This window comes from Aeromicrobium sp. 50.2.37 (genome assembly GCF_024655735.1).
Taxonomy (GTDB): domain Bacteria; phylum Actinomycetota; class Actinomycetes; order Propionibacteriales; family Nocardioidaceae; genus Aeromicrobium.
Map to the genome: position 1 here is coordinate 1 of NZ_JANLGG010000039.1, position 15,667 is coordinate 15,667.

The 15,667-nt window shown below is 72.8% G+C and carries 17 protein-coding genes; 5 read left to right on the forward strand and 12 right to left on the reverse strand.

The features are described from left to right. Positions 1 to 1,286, reverse strand: a 1,286-nt coding sequence (locus tag NUV38_RS15880) for a hypothetical protein (protein WP_257730048.1), incomplete at its 3' end; no start/stop codon positions are given. 119 nt (positions 1,287 to 1,405) lie between these two features. Next, a complete protein-coding gene (locus NUV38_RS15885; RefSeq protein WP_257730049.1) occupies positions 1,406 to 2,185 on the reverse strand; it encodes an enoyl-CoA hydratase/isomerase family protein in 780 nt (259 codons plus the stop codon). Between the two features lie 134 nt (positions 2,186 to 2,319). Here NUV38_RS15885 and NUV38_RS15890 point away from each other — a divergent pair, with 134 nt between their 5' ends. Next, on the forward strand, positions 2,320 to 3,999 hold the full coding sequence (locus NUV38_RS15890; RefSeq protein WP_257730050.1) for a maltotransferase domain-containing protein: 1,680 nt from the start codon (positions 2,320 to 2,322) through the stop codon (positions 3,997 to 3,999). A gap of 63 nt (positions 4,000 to 4,062) precedes the next feature. Beyond that, entirely contained in the window at positions 4,063 to 4,941 is an 879-nt protein-coding gene (locus NUV38_RS15895) for an NUDIX hydrolase (protein ID WP_257730051.1), read from the forward strand. A 7-nt stretch (positions 4,942 to 4,948) separates the two neighbouring features. On the opposite strand, the gene NUV38_RS15900 is transcribed toward NUV38_RS15895, so the two are convergent. The 7 genes from NUV38_RS15900 to NUV38_RS15930 all read right to left on the reverse strand — a co-directional run bounded on the left by NUV38_RS15900 (position 4,949) and on the right by NUV38_RS15930 (position 10,926). Further along, the gene (locus tag NUV38_RS15900; protein ID WP_257730052.1) at positions 4,949 to 5,911 is read right to left on the reverse strand and encodes a hypothetical protein; all 963 of its coding nucleotides are present in this window, start codon (positions 5,909 to 5,911) and stop codon (positions 4,949 to 4,951) included. Then, positions 5,908 to 6,903 carry a hypothetical protein gene (locus tag NUV38_RS15905; protein WP_257730053.1) on the reverse strand — a complete coding sequence of 332 codons (996 nt, stop codon included), beginning with the start codon at positions 6,901 to 6,903 and terminating at the stop codon, positions 5,908 to 5,910. Before NUV38_RS15905 ends, NUV38_RS15900 begins: the two co-directional genes overlap by 4 nt. 74 nt (positions 6,904 to 6,977) lie before the next feature. Continuing rightward, the gene (locus NUV38_RS15910) at positions 6,978 to 7,883 is read right to left on the reverse strand and encodes a tetratricopeptide repeat protein (protein WP_257730054.1); all 906 of its coding nucleotides are present in this window, start codon (positions 7,881 to 7,883) and stop codon (positions 6,978 to 6,980) included. 68 nt (positions 7,884 to 7,951) lie between these two features. Next, positions 7,952 to 8,506 carry a PH domain-containing protein gene (locus NUV38_RS15915; RefSeq protein ID WP_308219706.1) on the reverse strand — a complete coding sequence of 185 codons (555 nt, stop codon included), beginning with the start codon at positions 8,504 to 8,506 and terminating at the stop codon, positions 7,952 to 7,954. A gap of 5 nt (positions 8,507 to 8,511) precedes the next feature. Further along, entirely contained in the window at positions 8,512 to 8,670 is a 159-nt protein-coding gene (locus NUV38_RS15920; RefSeq protein WP_164468778.1) for a hypothetical protein, read from the reverse strand. Positions 8,671 to 8,746: 76 nt separating this feature from the next. Then, positions 8,747 to 9,706, reverse strand: coding sequence for a methylmalonyl Co-A mutase-associated GTPase MeaB (gene meaB / locus NUV38_RS15925; protein ID WP_257730055.1), 960 nt, complete (start codon positions 9,704 to 9,706; stop codon positions 8,747 to 8,749). Positions 9,707 to 9,735: 29 nt separating this feature from the next. Beyond that, positions 9,736 to 10,926 (reverse strand): acetyl-CoA C-acetyltransferase, encoded by a 1,191-nt coding sequence (locus NUV38_RS15930; RefSeq protein ID WP_257730056.1) that lies wholly within the window; start codon positions 10,924 to 10,926, stop codon positions 9,736 to 9,738. A gap of 128 nt (positions 10,927 to 11,054) precedes the next feature. Here NUV38_RS15930 and mce point away from each other — a divergent pair, with 128 nt between their 5' ends. The 3 genes from mce (at position 11,055) to NUV38_RS15945 (ending at position 14,445) form a co-directional block, all read left to right on the forward strand. Beyond that, positions 11,055 to 11,531 carry a methylmalonyl-CoA epimerase gene (gene mce / locus NUV38_RS15935; RefSeq protein ID WP_257730057.1) on the forward strand — a complete coding sequence of 159 codons (477 nt, stop codon included), beginning with the start codon at positions 11,055 to 11,057 and terminating at the stop codon, positions 11,529 to 11,531. Positions 11,532 to 11,667: 136 nt separating this feature from the next. Continuing rightward, positions 11,668 to 13,008 (forward strand): crotonyl-CoA carboxylase/reductase, encoded by a 1,341-nt coding sequence (ccrA, locus tag NUV38_RS15940; protein ID WP_257730058.1) that lies wholly within the window; start codon positions 11,668 to 11,670, stop codon positions 13,006 to 13,008. Positions 13,009 to 13,281: 273 nt separating this feature from the next. Beyond that, the gene (locus NUV38_RS15945; RefSeq protein ID WP_257730059.1) at positions 13,282 to 14,445 is read left to right on the forward strand and encodes a DivIVA domain-containing protein; all 1,164 of its coding nucleotides are present in this window, start codon (positions 13,282 to 13,284) and stop codon (positions 14,443 to 14,445) included. A gap of 63 nt (positions 14,446 to 14,508) precedes the next feature. On the opposite strand, the gene NUV38_RS15950 is transcribed toward NUV38_RS15945, so the two are convergent. The 3 genes from NUV38_RS15950 to NUV38_RS15960 all read right to left on the reverse strand — a co-directional run bounded on the left by NUV38_RS15950 (position 14,509) and on the right by NUV38_RS15960 (position 15,610). Next, positions 14,509 to 14,781, reverse strand: a complete 273-nt coding sequence (locus tag NUV38_RS15950) for a hypothetical protein (RefSeq protein WP_257730060.1) — start codon at positions 14,779 to 14,781, stop codon at positions 14,509 to 14,511. A 10-nt stretch (positions 14,782 to 14,791) separates the two neighbouring features. After that, the gene (locus NUV38_RS15955) at positions 14,792 to 15,175 is read right to left on the reverse strand and encodes a hypothetical protein (RefSeq protein ID WP_257730061.1); all 384 of its coding nucleotides are present in this window, start codon (positions 15,173 to 15,175) and stop codon (positions 14,792 to 14,794) included. A gap of 87 nt (positions 15,176 to 15,262) precedes the next feature. Beyond that, positions 15,263 to 15,610 carry a hypothetical protein gene (locus NUV38_RS15960; RefSeq protein WP_257730062.1) on the reverse strand — a complete coding sequence of 116 codons (348 nt, stop codon included), beginning with the start codon at positions 15,608 to 15,610 and terminating at the stop codon, positions 15,263 to 15,265. Positions 15,611 to 15,667 lie beyond the last annotated feature (57 nt).

The window sequence follows — 15,667 nt, forward strand, 5'->3', positions numbered from 1 at the left end:
GCGAACGTGCTCGGACCCGCGGGCGGAGCCGGGCTCGCCACGGCTGCGGCCTGCGGGGCGGCGGTGGTCGGCTCGAGATCCTCGGGGGCGGCGTCCTTGGGGGCGGTGTCCTCGGAGGCGGGCGCCTCGGCGCTCTCCGTCTCGACGACCGGAGCATCCTCGGGCTCGTCGGCGGCGACGGTCCAGTCCTGCGGCGGCTCGACCGGCTCCTCGTGCTCGGCCACGGTCTCGTCTGGCGTGCTCTCGGGCTGCGCGCCCTCGTGCGGCGCGGCCGCGACGGACTGGCTCTCCTCGGCCTCCGCAGCGGACTCGGTCTCGACGTCGGGGCTCGTGGCGCCGTCCGTCGCAGCCTCGGCGGGCGCCGGGTCCTCGGGCTCGTCGGACCGGGTGGGCCCGGACTCGGCCTGCGCCGTCTCGGGCTGCGCCGTCTCGGGCTGCTCGGTCTCGGGCTGCTCGGTCTCGGCCTGCTCGGGGGCGGCCTGCTCGGCGACGGGGGCCGCGACACCCTCGGCCTGCGACGCCGTCACGGTCTCCTCCGTGCCGGCGGCCTCGACCGGTCGGTCGTCAGCGACAGGAGCGGTGGGCGCCTCCGGCTCGGCCAGGCTCGCCGCGGTGGGCGGCATCCAGCGCCTGATCTGCGGCTGCTCGACCGCTTCGGCCTCGGGCGTGGCGGCGGAGGCAGGGGCCTCGGGCTCGTCGGCCGGGACCTCCGTGTCGTCCAGCAGCGCCGCATCGATGTGCTCGTCGTCGTTCGGGACCCGACCGGTCAGCGCGTCCGCGACCGTGGGCCGGGCCTCGGACTCCGTCGGCGCGGCGGAGACCTGAGGGATCTCGGCGGTCTTCTCGGGCTCGGGCTCGGAGCTCGCCGACCCGGTCTCGACTGCTCCGGTCTCGACGGCGGGAGTCTCGACGGCGGCCTCGACGGGCTCGGGAGCCGTGGGCTTGGGCTCTTGCTGCGCCGGCTCGGCGGGCTGCTCGGCGTCGAGAGCCTCCTCGGCCGTGCGCAGCGCCGGCTCGGTCGGACCGTCATCGGAGCGACGTCCGCGACGGGAGGCGCTGAACGCACGTGCCGCGTTGCGCTCGCTGCGCCGCTTCTCGGCAGCCACCTGACGCGCGGCGCGCTGTGCGGCCCGCTTGCGTCGCCGGTCGTCCGCGGACCCCGAACCGCCCGCGTCGCCCGTCTCGGCGGCGTCGTCGCCGTCGGACTGCGCGAGCATGTCCGCCGCGACCTTCAAGGGGTCGGCGCGCCGACGATCCTGTGGCTGGTTCGACCCTGAGTCGGTCATGACTCCCCTTCTTGGCGACACGGCTGCACGTCGCAGCACAGTATGCCCCATGCGCCTCTCGTGCCACGGACGTTTCGCGGCGATGTCGAGGCGTGAGACCTCAGGCCGTCCCGTCCGGCTCAGGAACCGCTGAACGTGGCCTTGCCGGGACCGTTCTCGACGAACGAGTCCATGCCGGCGCTCCGGTCGTCGGTGGCGAAGAGACCGGTGAACTCGATCCGCTCGATCTCCAGGCCCGTCTGCAGGTCCGTCTCCAGGCCGCGGTCGATCGCGCTCTTGGCCGCCCGCAGCGCCAGCGCCGGGCCTCCGACGAAGCCGCGGGCCCACGCGAGGGCGGCCTCGAGCACCTCGTCGGCCGGGAGGACCCGGTCGACCAGGCCGATGCGCAAGGCCTCCTCCGCACCCACGAACCGCCCGGTGTAGACGAGGTCCTTCGCGATCGAGGGTCCGACGAGGCGCGCCAGCCGCTGCGTCCCACCCGCCCCGGGAATGATGCCGAGCAGGATCTCGGGCTGGCCGAGCTTGGCGTTCTCAGCAGCGAACCGCAGGTCCGTGGAGAGGGCGAGCTCGCAGCCTCCCCCGAGCGCGAATCCCGTGACGACCGAGACGGTCGGCTTGCCGATGCTCGCCACGGCCCGCGTGAACTCCTGCAGCAGGTGGCCGTGGGCGACCATCTCCTGGTAGCTCATCGCCGCCATCTCCTTGACGTCGGCGCCCGCGGCGAACACCTTGGGACCTCCGTGCAGCACCACCGCGGCCACGTCGTCGCGAGTGTCGGCCTCACGGGCCACCTCCACCAGCTCGCGCTGCAGCTGGGCGTCGAGGGCGTTCATGGGCGGACGGTCGAGTCGGATCACGCCGACCCCGTCGGTCACGTCGAGCTGGACGAGCTGCGTCACGCTGCTTCCTTCCGTCGGGCGACCACCCGGGAAGGGGCCGCTGGTCCGTGGCCGCGAGCATAGGAGCCGTCGCGCGCCGGGGCGGCATCGGGGGAACACACGCGAAAGCCGCACGCACGCACTAGCGTGGGTCCATGGTCGCTCGGGTTCCGGTGCTGGAGGTCCGTCCGTGCCTGGATCGCGGCCGGTTCCCGGCCAAGGTCGTGCCCGGGGAGCCGCTGCGCATCGAGGCGATCGTGCTGCCCGACGACCTCGAGGTCGGCGCCGCCGTGGTCCTCGTCGACCCCGAGGGAAAGACGCGCGACCCCGTCCCCCTGAGCCACCTCGGCGACCACCTGTGGTCGGCGACCGTCACCACCGATGCCGTCGGGGACTGGACCTACCACGTCGAGAGCTGGCAGGAGCCGCTGCGCAGCTGGGCGGCTCGCGTCGTCTCCGACGTCGACGACGGTGCCGATGCCGAGAACGTCCTCGCCCACGGCAGCGCACTCGTGCTCGGCATCGGTGACCGCGATCCCGCCGCGCTCCAGGTGGCCGAGGACCTCCTCGACGACGCCACCCCCGCCCACGAGCGGCTGGCCGAGGCGCTCGCCTACGTCGCGTCCCTGCCCGACGAGATCGGTCGGCTGCACGTCGACAGCACCGATCCGCTGCCGCTGCGCGTCGACCCGGAGCGGGCTCTCGTCGGCGCCTGGTACGAGCTGTCCCCCGCCACGACGACCGACCTGGCCACCGTCGCGGAGGGGCTCGCACGGGTGGCAGCGCTGGGCTTCGACGTCGTCCGACTCCCTCCACTACACCCCTCCGCGTCCGCGAACCCCTGGAATCCCGGACCGGCGACCGGGGAGCACACGACGGTGGACCCTCGCCTCGGCACCGTCGACGACGTCCTGGAGGTCGTCGAGCAGGCACACCGCGTCGGCCTCGAGGTCGCCCTCGAGCTCGCCTGGACCATCTCGTCGTCCCACCCGTGGCTCGCGCAGCACCCGCGCTGGTTCGTCCCCGCCGGGGACGACACCTGGCGGCTCGACCACGACGGGGACACCGGCGCCACCTACGCCGCGGTCCTGGACGTGGTGACCACCTGGATCGGCCGAGGCATCAGCGCCTTCGTGGTGCAGGACGCGCACCGCTGGCCGCTGGCGCTGTGGGAGCAGCTGCTCCACGACGTCCGGGTGGCGGCCCCCGACGTGGTGCTGGTGGCCGAGGGCGACCCGTCGCCCGCGCAGGCGCACGCGCTGTCTCTCGTCGGGTTCCACCAGACCACTCCGCCGCTGCACCGCGCCCTCGGAGTCCACGACGTCGAGGAGGTCCTCACCGGGATCGGCCGCGGCTCGGTGACCCGACCGCAGCTGCTGGCGTCCACGCGCCACCGGCGCTCGGCCGCCCTCACCGGAGGGTCCGCGGCCACCTTCCAGGCCTGGGCCGCCGTCGCCGCTCTCGGCGGACCCGCCTGGGGAGTCAGCAGCACCTTCTCCCCCACCGACGACCCCGCCGACGAGACGGTCGCCGCGTTCCTCACCCGCCTCAACGAGCTGCGCCGGTCCCACCCCGCCCTGCGGTCGCGCCGTGGGCTCGAGCTGCGACCGGTGCACCACGCCGGGGTGCTGGCCTTCAGCAGGACCTGCGCGGACGACGAGGTGCTCGTGGTGATCGACCTCTTCCCGGCCTTCGCCAAGACCGTGGGCGTGCAGACCACGCTCACCGGGAGCGACGGCCGGCTGCAGGACGAGCTGGACGGCTCCTGGCACGCCGCGGAGTCGATCCTGCTGGACCCCGAGCACCCCGTCCGGGTGCTCACGGGCCGGCGGTGACGCTCGCCCACGACGGCCGACGTCAGCGATGACGGCCGCGCAGGCTCCGCGTACGGTGGCGGCGTGAGCACCATCCTGCGCGACGACGACCTCGTCCTCGAGCCCACGAGCGGGTCCGACGGACTCCAGGGCTGGGCCCTGACCATCGACGGAGACCGGCTCGGCACGATCGCGCTGCTCGACGAGGGCCGCGCGGTGGGTTCGGTCCGCTGGAACACCGGCACCGGTGACGGTGCGCTCGGTCTCGCGGTCCGCGCCCTGCGGCTCGTGCTCGAGCACGCCTTCGGGGAGCGGGGGCTCCTGCGGGTGGAGGCCAGGGTCCCCGTGGACCGGACCGAGGACGTACGAGCGGCGTCGATCAGCGGCATGCGCCGCGAGGGCATCGCCCGGGGAGCCGGTGACGCCCCCGACCGTGCGCTGCTCGCCCGGCTGCACGACGACCCTCCGGCCACGAGCCGCGACGGGTTCATCGCCCTGCTCAACGCGGGCCTGCCCACCAAGCGGGTCATCTCCCAGGGCCTGCTGCGCGACCCCCAGGGGCGCGTGCTGCTGTGTCGACTGACCTACAAGCAGGAGTGGGACCTGCCGGGTGGGGTCGTCGAGGTCGGCGAGTCCCCCGCCGACGGCCTCGTGCGCGAGCTCGAGGAGGAGCTGGGGCTCACGGTGCAGGTGCGCGACCTGCTGACCGTCAACTGGCTGCCCGCCTGGCGCGGGTGGGACGACGCCTGCATCTTCCTGTTCGACCTCGGCGTGGTCGACACGTCGTACGTGAACGACATGGTGCTGCAGCCCACCGAGATCGTGTCCGTGCACTGGTGCGACACCGAGACGGTGCACGACAAGGCGACCGCGGCCGCGATCGAGCTGCTCGACGCGGTGGCCGGCGACGATCTCGCGACCTACCGCGAGGCGCCGCTGGCTCCCGAGCCGCCTGCCGTCTGACGACCCGTCAGGGCCCCTCGGCCTCGACGACGCCGCCGTACTGCCCGATGATCCTCGGCTTGCCCGACCCGCCGGGGATCGAGACGAGCACCTGGTGCAGGTAGCGCAGGCTGCCCGACGAGGACAGGCCCGACTCCAGCAGGGCCTTCTGCGGCGAGTCGTCCGGCCACGTGACCCGGACGCCCTCCCCCACCTCGTAGGAGTCGACGCGCTCGAGGGTCGCGAACACGAGCGCACCCCCGTCGGCGGTCCGCAGGACGTGCCGCACCTCCTGCGCGGACCACGTCTGCGTGAACGACACGTCCTCGAGCGAGGCGTTGCGCTCGGCTGCCGCACGCATCTGCTCGATGAAGTCGTCCTTCTCGAGCGACGAGGCCGCCGGTGAGGCCGGGTCCGCGAGCACCGCGGCGTAGCGGTCGGCTGCGTCCTGGGGCGACATCGACATGCCGGTGGCGCTGTCCGGCGGCACCACGAGCTGGACCCCGTCGCGCTCGCGCAGGTCGGGCAGCTGCGTGGTGAGCAGCGTCTCCGGGCTGGCGACCAGGAACCAGGGGTCCACGGCCGAGGCGCGCTCGAAGATCTGCACCCGGTTGACCTCGGCCGCGCGGTCCTGCACCTCCACCATGAACCACAGGGGGTAGGCCGTGAACCGGGGCGTGGCCAGGCGCACGACGTCGTCGGAGGCGGAGTCGCCACCCACGGCTCGCGCCAGGCGCTGCGCCACCTCGAAGGTCCCGGTGTCGATCGCCAGCACGGCACCGCTCTCCACGGTCGACAGCGGCTTGGGGTCGAGCAGCTCGGCCGCGGTGTCGCGCACCTTCTCGTAGCGGGCCAGCACGGCGTCGACCTCCGCCGCGTCGACCGGGACCGTGGACGGGCGCGCGTCGCCGCGCTCGCGCGGGAGACCACAGGCTGCGAGGACGAGCAGCGCACACAGCAGCGCCACCAGGAGCCGTGAGGACCGCTTCATCGCTCGTCCTCCTCGTCGACGACCTCGTAGTCGTCCAGCTCGTCGGCCGAGACCTCGTGCTCCACGCCGTCCTCGTCGACGAACACGTAGACGACGTCCTGGACCGGTGCCGGTGCGGGCGGGTCGGCCGGCGGGGTCGCCCGAGCCGGGGGTGTCTGCTCGCCCGACGCGGGCTCGACCGGTCGCTCCACCGCGGAGCCGGGCCCGGCGGCCTCCGAGGGCGCCGGGTCGGGCGCCTCCGCCTGCTCGGCGAGGTCCAGGCGGGCCTGGAGACGTTCTGCCTCCTCCTCGGAGATCTCGTGCTCCACACCTCGTTCGTCGACGAAGACGTAGACCACCTCCTCGACCTCCTCGACCTCACCCGAGGCACCGGGTGCTGCGACGCGTGCGGGAACGAGGGCGGTGTCGCGCCGCAGCAGCAGGCCCACCCACACGAGTCCGGCGCCGACGAGCACCGCACCGAGGCCCAGCCCGAAGCCGCCCCGCACGCCGTAGGCGAACGTGACGGTGAGTCCGGAGAGGTCCGAGGCACCCACCGCGAGCACCGCCACCGACACGGACTCGTCGGGCAGGCTCGCACTGATCGACGCCCCACCGAGACCCGCCGACTCCGCGATCCACCAGTCGAGGGCCGTGGGTGCACCGGGCAGCGCCGGGCCTCCCTCGACCTCCCGCGTGCGGACCGTCCACGGCACCCGGAACGACGTCACCTCGAGCCGCTGCGTCCGACTCACGTAGTCCTGCACGTCCACGGTGTTGCCGAGGCCGACGAACACCGGCTTGTTCACCGGCACCTCGACCAGCACGTCGACCTGGAGCCCGCGGTAGGAGACGACGCCGGGGGCGGTCACCACGGCGGCGGCATCGGTGTCGACCTCGTGCGGGCCGGTCGTGAACCGGCTGTCCGGACCGAGCACCACGACGACCGCGAGGCCGGCGACGGACAGGAGCACACCCACGACGAGCGCCGGCCAGGCCAGCCGTCCGCCCATCGTCGGTCTCCTCGCTGCGGCCACGCCTGTCGCCGCCGTCGCCGCACCCTAACCCTCCGGGTGCGTCCGCACCGTCAGAAGAGGGCGGACGCGAGGGCGCGTCGCGCGTCGGCCACCCGCGGGTCGTTCGATCCGACCACCACGAACAGCTCGAGCAGTCGCTCGCGGACGCGGTCGCGGTCGTCGCCGTGCACCTGCCGCACGAGTGCGACCAGACGGGCGAACGCGTCCTCGACGTGCCCACCGCTGACGTCGAGGTCGGCCACCAGCAGCTGCGCGTCGAGGTCGTCGGGCCGGTCGGCCGCGGCAGCGCGAGCCGCCTGGAGGTCGGCGTCCTTCGTCCGGTCGAAGAGCTTGACCCCGGCCAGCCGCTCGGCCACCTCGGCGTCCCCGGGGTGCTGCGCCTTGAGCCGCTCGTACTCGGCGATGGCCGTGGCGGTGTCGCCTGCTGCGAAGGCGGCGTCGGCCGCGGCGAAGCGCGGGTCCTCGGCGGGCTCGGCCTCGACGTCCTCCGCCGCGTCCGGCGCGGCGACCCGTCCGGACAGCCCGTTCTGGACCGCGACGGCGACCAGCTGGTCGAGGTACTGGCGCACCTCGGCCTCCTCGACCGCACCCTGGAAGAGCGGGACGGGCTGGCCCTTGACGAGACCCACGACCAGCGGGACGCCCTGGGCCTGCAGCGCCTGCGCGATGGCGGGGTTGGCATCGGCGTCGACCCTGGCCAGCAGGGCGCGACCCTCGAGGCCGTCGACGGCACGTCCGACGACGTCGACGAAGTCGCGGCTCTGCGGGGCGCGCGGCGACCACAGGGCCAGGACCACGACGTGCTGCATCGAGGCCTCGAGCGCCACGGTCTGGAAGTTCTGCTCGGTCACGTCGACCGCATACGTCCCTGCGGCACCCGACGGCCCTGCGGCCGGGGACGGCGGGGGTGACGCCAGGGCGGACAGGTCGATGGCACCGGGACGCGAGAAGGTCATGCACACATCCTAGGAAGGAGGGCCAGCGTCCTCACGCCCCCCACGTCCCGACGCCTCGGGCCCGGCCCTCAGCGGCCGTCCTGCGCCTGCCGCTCGAAGGCCGTGCGCGGGCCGCGCAGCCCGGACCGCTGGACGACCCGCTGGATCGTCAGGTCGCGGGCGTCGGGATCGCCGATGTAGCGGATGTCGCGCAGGCCCTGGGCCTGGGCGGCCGACTCGAAGACGAAGTGCCCGTAGCCGAGCACCCGACCGACGAACGGCTTCTCGACGGTGATGTCGAGGATGCGGGTGATGGGCATGGTGGCGATGCGCACCGAGAACACGCCCGAGGCGCGGAAGACCCGCATGTTGGTGATGACGAAGACGTCGCGATGCTCCTGGAGCACCAGGTAGCCGGCGTGCAGCAGCACCCCGACGCCGAGCAGGATGAACAGCCACCCGACCTGGATGGGACCGACGACGGCCAGCACCCACAGGAGCACGGCACCCACGGCCTCGGCGGCGGGACGCAGGTAGACGACCGGGTGCTTGCGGACGAGGTCGATCACGTGCTCGCCCTCGTCGAGCAGCAGGTGCCCCTCGACGTCCTGCTCGGGAAGTCGCGCCAGCAGGGCGGCCAGCACGGTGCCTACCGGGTCAGCTCGTTGAAGAAGATGAAGACCTGGCCGAAGGCGTTCATGACGGCCTCGACCGCGCCGGAGACAGCATCGGCCGCACCGGCGGGCGCGGTCAGCAGGTAGTAGACCACGAACGCGGCGACGAGGAGCACCAGGAGCTTCTTCAGCACGCGAACATTCCTACCGCACTCGACCGCCCGGCAGCGGCAGGCGCGCCCGTGCGATCGCTGCGACTGTCGGCACGCCTCAGCGGACGACGTCGAGCAGCACGTCCGCCGCGGCGAACGGGTCCTGGTCGCCGGCCAGCACGGTCGCCGCGAGGTCGTCGAGACGCTCGTCGGCGCCGACGTGCCCGAACCGCTCGCGCAGCTCGTGCAGGGCGACGGCCTCGATCTCCCGGCGCGTGCGGGCGAGTCGACGTCGGCGCAGCCCGCCGGAGGACTCCTGGTGCTCGCGGTGCCGCTCGATCTCGGCCACGACCTCGTCGATGCCTTCACCCCGCGAGGCCACCGTCAGGGTGATGGGTGGCTTCCAGGCACCCTCGGGACGCTCGGACATCGCGATGACCGAGCGCAGCTCGCGCCGGGTGGACTGCGCACCGTCACGGTCCGCCTTGTTGACCACGAAGATGTCGCCGACCTCCAGGATACCGGCCTTGGCCGCCTGGATGCCGTCGCCCATGCCGGGGGCGAGCAGCACCAGGGTGGTGTCGGCGAGCCCGGAGACCTCCACCTCCGACTGCCCGACCCCCACGGTCTCGACCAGCACGACGTCGCAGCCGGCCGCGTCGAGCACACGCAACGCGTGCGGCGCCGCCCACGACAGACCGCCGAGGTGGCCGCGGCTGGCCATGGAGCGGATGTAGACGCCGCTGTCGGTGGCGTGCTCGCCCATCCGGATGCGGTCCCCGAGCAACGCCCCACCGGAGAACGGGGACGTCGGGTCGACCGCGAGCACACCCACGCGCTTGCCCTGGGCACGCAGAGCCCCGACCAGGGCGGCCGTCGACGTCGACTTGCCCACACCGGGCGACCCGGTCAGGCCCACCACGTGGGCACGGCCCACGAGCGGGGCGAGCGCCGCACTGACCTCGCGCAGCGCGGGCGACTCGTCCTCCACGAGCGAGATCAGACGCGCGACCGCCCGCGGCTGCCCCTCCTGGAGTCGCGCGACGAGGTCGGCGACGTCGGGAGTGGGGGCAGGCACGGGCGGTCGGTTGCGCTGGTGGGTGAACGTCAGGCGGACGGCACGGTGATGAGCAGGGCGTCGCCCTGACCGCCGCCGCCACACAGCGCGGCAGCGCCGAGCCCACCGCCACGTCGCTTGAGCTCGAGCGCGAGGTGCAGCACGATGCGCGCGCCGCTCATCCCGATCGGGTGCCCGAGGGCGATCGCACCGCCGTTGACGTTGACGATGTCCTCGGAGATGCCGAGCTTGCGGGCCGACTGGATGCCCACCGCGGCGAAGGCCTCGTTGAGCTCGACCAGGTCGAGGTCGGCGGCGGTCCTGCCCTGCTTCGCGAGCGCCTTCTCGATGGCGTTGGCCGGCTGCTCCTGCAGCGTGGAGTCCGGGCCGGACACGTTGCCGTGCGCGCCGATCTCGGCGATCCAGGTGAGTCCGAGCTCCTCGGCCTTGGCCTTGCTCATGACCACCACGGCGGCGGCGCCGTCGGAGATCTGGCTGGCAGTGCCGGCGGTGATGGTGCCCTCCTTGTCGAAGGCGGGACGCAGGCGACCGAGGGACTCGGCGGTCGTGTCGCCGCGGACGCCCTCGTCGGCCGAGACGACGACCGGGTCGCCCTTGCGCTGCGGGATCTCGACGGGGACGATCTCCTCGTCGAAGACACCGTTCTTCTGCGCCGCGGCAGCGAGCTGGTGCGAGCGGGCGCCGAACGCGTCCTGCTCTTCGCGCGTCAGTGCGTCGACGTCGGCGTTGCGCTGCTCGGTGAGCGAGCCCATCGCCTGGTCGGTCAGCGCGTCCCACAGACCGTCATACTCCATGTGGTCGAGCATCGTGGCCTTGCCGTACTTGGTGCCCTCGCGGGAGCCGGTGAGCAGGTGCGGCGCCTGGGTCATCGACTCCTGACCGCCGGCCACGACCACGTCGTACTCGCCGGCGCGGATCAGCTGGTCGGCGAGGGCGATGGCGTTGATGCCCGACAGGCAGACCTTGTTGATCGTGAGGGCCGGCACGTCGAGCGGGATGCCGCCCTTGAAGGCAGCCTGTCGCGCGGGGACCTGGCCGGCTCCGGCGCCGAGGACCTGGCCCATGATCACGTAGTCGACCTGGTCGCCGGAGACACCGGCCTTCTCGAGCGCGCCCTTGATGGCGAGGCCACCGAGGTCGGATCCGGACAGCGTCTTGAGGCCGCCGAGCAGACGGCCGATCGGCGTGCGGGCGCCGGCGACGATCACGGACTGGGTCATGGGGTTGCTCCCTTGCATGGACACAGGTGGTGGGGTGCCCGTCACTGTACTCGCGAGTCACTTCCCCGGGGATGCGGTGTGGGTCACGTCACGGGCACCCACCGGCGCCCTGCTCTACCCTGCGACTCATGACCTCCTCGACCGCCTCCCCGGGCTCGCCCGCGGACGCCACCGTCCCCGAGCACCTGCTCGTCGCCATCGACCACGTCGGCATCGCCGTGCCCGACCTCGACGACGCCCTCGCCTTCTACTCCTCCGTCTTCGGGCTCCGGTCCGTGCACGAGGAGGTCAACGAGGAGCAGGGTGTCCGGGAGGCGATGCTCGCCGTCGGCGACTCCGGCTCCTGCATCCAGCTGCTGGCCCCGCTCAACGACAGCTCGACCATCGCGAAGTTCCTGGACCGCAACGGCCAGGGCATCCAGCAGCTCGCCTACCGCGTGAGCGACATCGACGCGGTGTCGGCGATCCTGCGCGAGCGTGGCGTGCGACTGCTCTACGACCAGCCGAAGCGCGGCACGTCCGACAGCCGGGTGAACTTCGTGCACCCCAAGGACGCCGGCGGCGTGCTCGTCGAGCTGGTCGAGCCGTCCTCCACGTCGCACTGAGCGCGATCGCGCCCCTCGGGGCGTGACCCGACCCACACTCCCGAGCCGGGACGTAGAACGCTACGGATCGGTAACATCGCCGAAACCCCGACCCCGCGCCGGACCGAGCGCCGGAACACCCCACCTTGGAGGCCCCGTGCAGCACATCCTCGATGCGATCCTCGCCGGAGACACGGCGAGCGAGGACTTCGCCAACCTGGACATCCCCGACCACTACCGAGCCGCCACCGTCCACAAGGACGAGGTGGACATGTTCGAGGGCGTCGCCAGCCGCGACAAGGACCCGCGCAAGTCGATCCACGTCGAGGACGTCGCGCTCCCCGAGCTGGGACCGGGCGAGGCCCTGGTGGCCGTCATGGCGAGCGCCATCAACTACAACACGGTCTGGACGTCGATCTTCGAGCCCGTCTCGACGTTCGGCTTCCTCGAGCGCTACGGCAAGCTGTCGCCGCTGACCAAGCGTCACGACCTGCCGTACCACGTGGTCGGCTCCGACCTCGCCGGCGTCGTGCTGCGCACCGGCCCCGGCGTCACCCAGTGGAAGCCGGGCGCCGAGGTCGTCGCCCACTGCCTCTCCGTCGAGCTCGAGGACCCCGCGGGCCACGACGACACGATGATGGATCCCCAGCAGCGCATCTGGGGCTTCGAGACGAACTTCGGCGGCCTGGCGCACATCGCCCTGGTGAAGTCCAACCAGCTGCTCCCGAAGCCCGACCACCTGACGTGGGAGGAGGCAGCCTCCCCCGGCCTCGTCAACGCCACCGCCTACCGCCAGCTGGTGTCCAAGAACGGCGGCAACATGAAGCAGGGCGACAACGTCCTGATCTGGGGCGCCTCCGGCGGCCTGGGCGGCTTCGCCACGCAGTACGCGCTCAACGGTGGCGCCAACCCGATCTGCGTCGTCTCCAACGAGGAGAAGGCCAAGATCGTCCGCAGCATGGGCGCCGAGCACGTCATCAACCGTTCCGAGGAGAACTGGAAGTTCTGGAACGAGGACGGCACGAAGCAGAACCCGAAGGAGTGGCAGCGCCTCGGCAAGAAGATCCGTGAGCTCACCGGCGGCGAGGACATCGACATCGTCTTCGAGCACCCGGGGCGCGAGACCTTCGGCGCCTCGGTCTACGTCACCCGCAAGGGTGGCACGATCACCACCTGCGCCTCCACCACGGGCTTCATGCACGAGTACGACAACCGCTACCTGTGGATGAACCTCAAGCGCATCGTCTCGAGCCACTTCGCCAACTACCGCGAGGCGTACGAGGCCAACCGCCTCATCGCCCAGGGCAAGATCCATCCCACCGTCTCGCGCACGTACACGCTCGAGGACGTGGGCCAGGCCTCGCTCGACGTCCACCACAACCTCCACCAGGGCAAGGTCGGCGTGCTCACCCTCGCCCCCGAGGAGGGCCTGGGCGTGCGCGACGCGGAGTTCCGCGCCCAGCACCTCGACGCCATCAACCGGTTCCGCGGCATCTGACGCAGGACCGACCAGCACCACCGCTCGACCGAGGGCCCGGACGATCCGTCCGGGCCCTCGGCACGTCTGGCTCCGCGCGGCGTGCCCGTTCCTCGCGGGGTGTCGGCGCCGCGTGGGGCGTGGTCCACCGGACGACCGTCCGGCACGCGGTCGCGGCAGCACGGGGGCGTCGGCCCACCTGGGTATGGTGGGACTCACCGCGAGCGACGTCGACGTGTCTCGTCCGATGCACGCCCGCGCACCAGTCGATCCAGCCAGAGGGAGTACTGCGGCATGTCCGAGGAGCAGTCCGGATTGTCCATCTTCGACGCGGCACGCAAGTCCGCCGAGGTCTCGTTCCCCTTGGCCCGACGAGGCGGCTACGACAGCGACGCGGTCGACGCCTGGGCCCGCACCCAGTCCGCCGAGCTGCAGAAGGCCGCTGGCGCGGTCCAGTCGCTGCAGGAGGAGAACGACGAGCTGCACGACCTCGTCGAGCAGCTGCGCGAGCGGGTCGAGGCCATCGACCGGCCCACGTACTCCGGCCTCGGAGGTCACGCCGCCCAGCTGCTGCAGCTGGCCGAGCAGGAGGCCGACGAGGTGCGCTCGCGTGCCCGCCGCGAGGCCGACGAGGTGCTGAAGGTCGCCGAGGAGGAGGCTGCCCTCGTCCGCACCGCTGCGGCCAAGGAGGCCGAGGACCTGCGCACGCGTGCGGTCAGCGAGCTCGAGGAGAAGCGGCGCGAGCTGCTCACCGAGGCCGAGGCCGGTCGTGCCGACGCCGCCGCGCACGCCGACGACGTGCGCGCCCAGGCCGACCGCGAGGCGGCGCAGATCCGTCTCGCGGCCGAGCAGGACGCCCAGAACATGCGTCTCGGCGCCACCCGTGAGGTCGAGCAGGCCCGCGCGGCGGCTGACCGCGAGGTCACCGAGGCCCGTCGCGTGCTGGCGGTCGAGAAGGAGCGTCTCGCTCGCGAGGCCGCCGAGAACCACGCTGCCGCGACCGAGCAGACGTCCAAGCTGGTCACGGACGCCGAGACGCGTGCCGCGGCCGCCGACGAGCGCGCCCGAGGCCTCATGAACAAGGCCAACGCGGCGCGCGAGTCCGCCAGCACGGAGGCCTCGTCGATCGTCGACAACGCCCGCAAGGAGGCCGAGGCCCTCGTCGCGAACGCCAAGGCCGAGGCGGACCACCTGCGCGCCTCCGCGACCACCGACGTGGAGCGCGAGACCCGCTCCCTGCGCACCGAGGTCGAGGACCTGCAGCGTCGACGCGAGGGGATCCTGGCGCAGATGGGTCAGCTCCGCGACATCGTCGCGTCCTTCGCGGGCGACACGGGTGGGAGCACGGCGTCCGCGTCGGTCCCGCAGGACCGGTCCGACGAGCCGGCCCCGCAGGACGGTTCGGACGAAGCGGCCGACGACACGGACGACACCGTCGAGGCCCCTCCGGCCCGCTGAACGACGATCCTCGCCGCTCCCGACCCATCCGGGGACGGCAGGGCCTGCCCGGGCGCGCGCAGCTCAGGGCTTGCGGCGCCAGCAGGCGGTGTGCCAGTGCCGGCGCTCGTCCACGGCCGCCGCACTGAGCAGCGGCTTCTCGACGGGCCAGACCACCACGTGGGGGGTTCCGGGCGGGATCGGACGGTGGCAGTCGGGGCACGTGTAGCTGCCGGTCGTGCCGGTTCCCGTCAGGCGTCGGACGTGCCAGCCGCCGTCGGCCTTCGGCTCGACCGGGGGCGGGCCGGCCGCTGGTGGCGCCGACCGAGGTCGTCGGGGCGGCCGTCGTCTGGACACCCCGGTGACCTTATCGTCCGGCGACGTCCTCGACGCAGTAGGAGCGCAGCCAGCCCACCCGATGGGCAGCGACCTCCAGCGCACGATCGAACACGACGACCTCCGCCTCCCCCGTCATCCACTCCACCACGACGACGTCGGTCAGCCGGGGCGCCGAGCCGCACACGAGTCCCTGCCCGGTGAGCCGATCGACGAGCGCGGTGGCCGCGGAGGACATCTCCCGGTCACAGGGAGCGGCGCCGCAGCGCATCACCTGCCTGACGTCCTCCGTGGCCGCCGGCGGGTCCACCAGCTGCTGGACGACCGCCAGCGCCGGCAGGAACGAGAGCGCGAACGACAACGCCGCGATGCGCACGACCCGACTCGCCTGCTGGGCGGTGTGCATCGTCGACACGGGGGCTCCGGATCCGTCGGCCCCCGAGGTGACGGCCGGGTCACCGTCACGACCACCTCAACGAGCGGGCGGGGGCGGGGTTACCGCTCAACGGCAGTAGACGGCCGTGCGATGCGTCATGCCCACGCCCGTGGCGACGACGTCGGCGAGCGAGCTGAGGGTCGCGCCGCCGCGCCCGTCGTCGACGGCCACCACGTCGCTCAGTCGCGGCGTGCTGGTGCAGTGCATCCCGAGAGCCTGCTGGGACTCGACCAGCTCGGCGAGCGCCGGCGCCATGGCAGGACAGCCCGCGACGTCGCAGACGTCCTCGTCCGTGACCCCGTAGCCGCGGTCGAACGCCTGCAGCGACACGAGCGTGAGCACAGCGGCCGCCACGCTCACGAGCGCGAGCCGCCGCAGCGCCGCAGCGATGCGCTGAACCCCCCTGGTCCGCATGTGCTCTGCCTTCCTGTCCCCTGCCCAGGCCAACGAGAGGAGGGGGGCCGGGGTTTC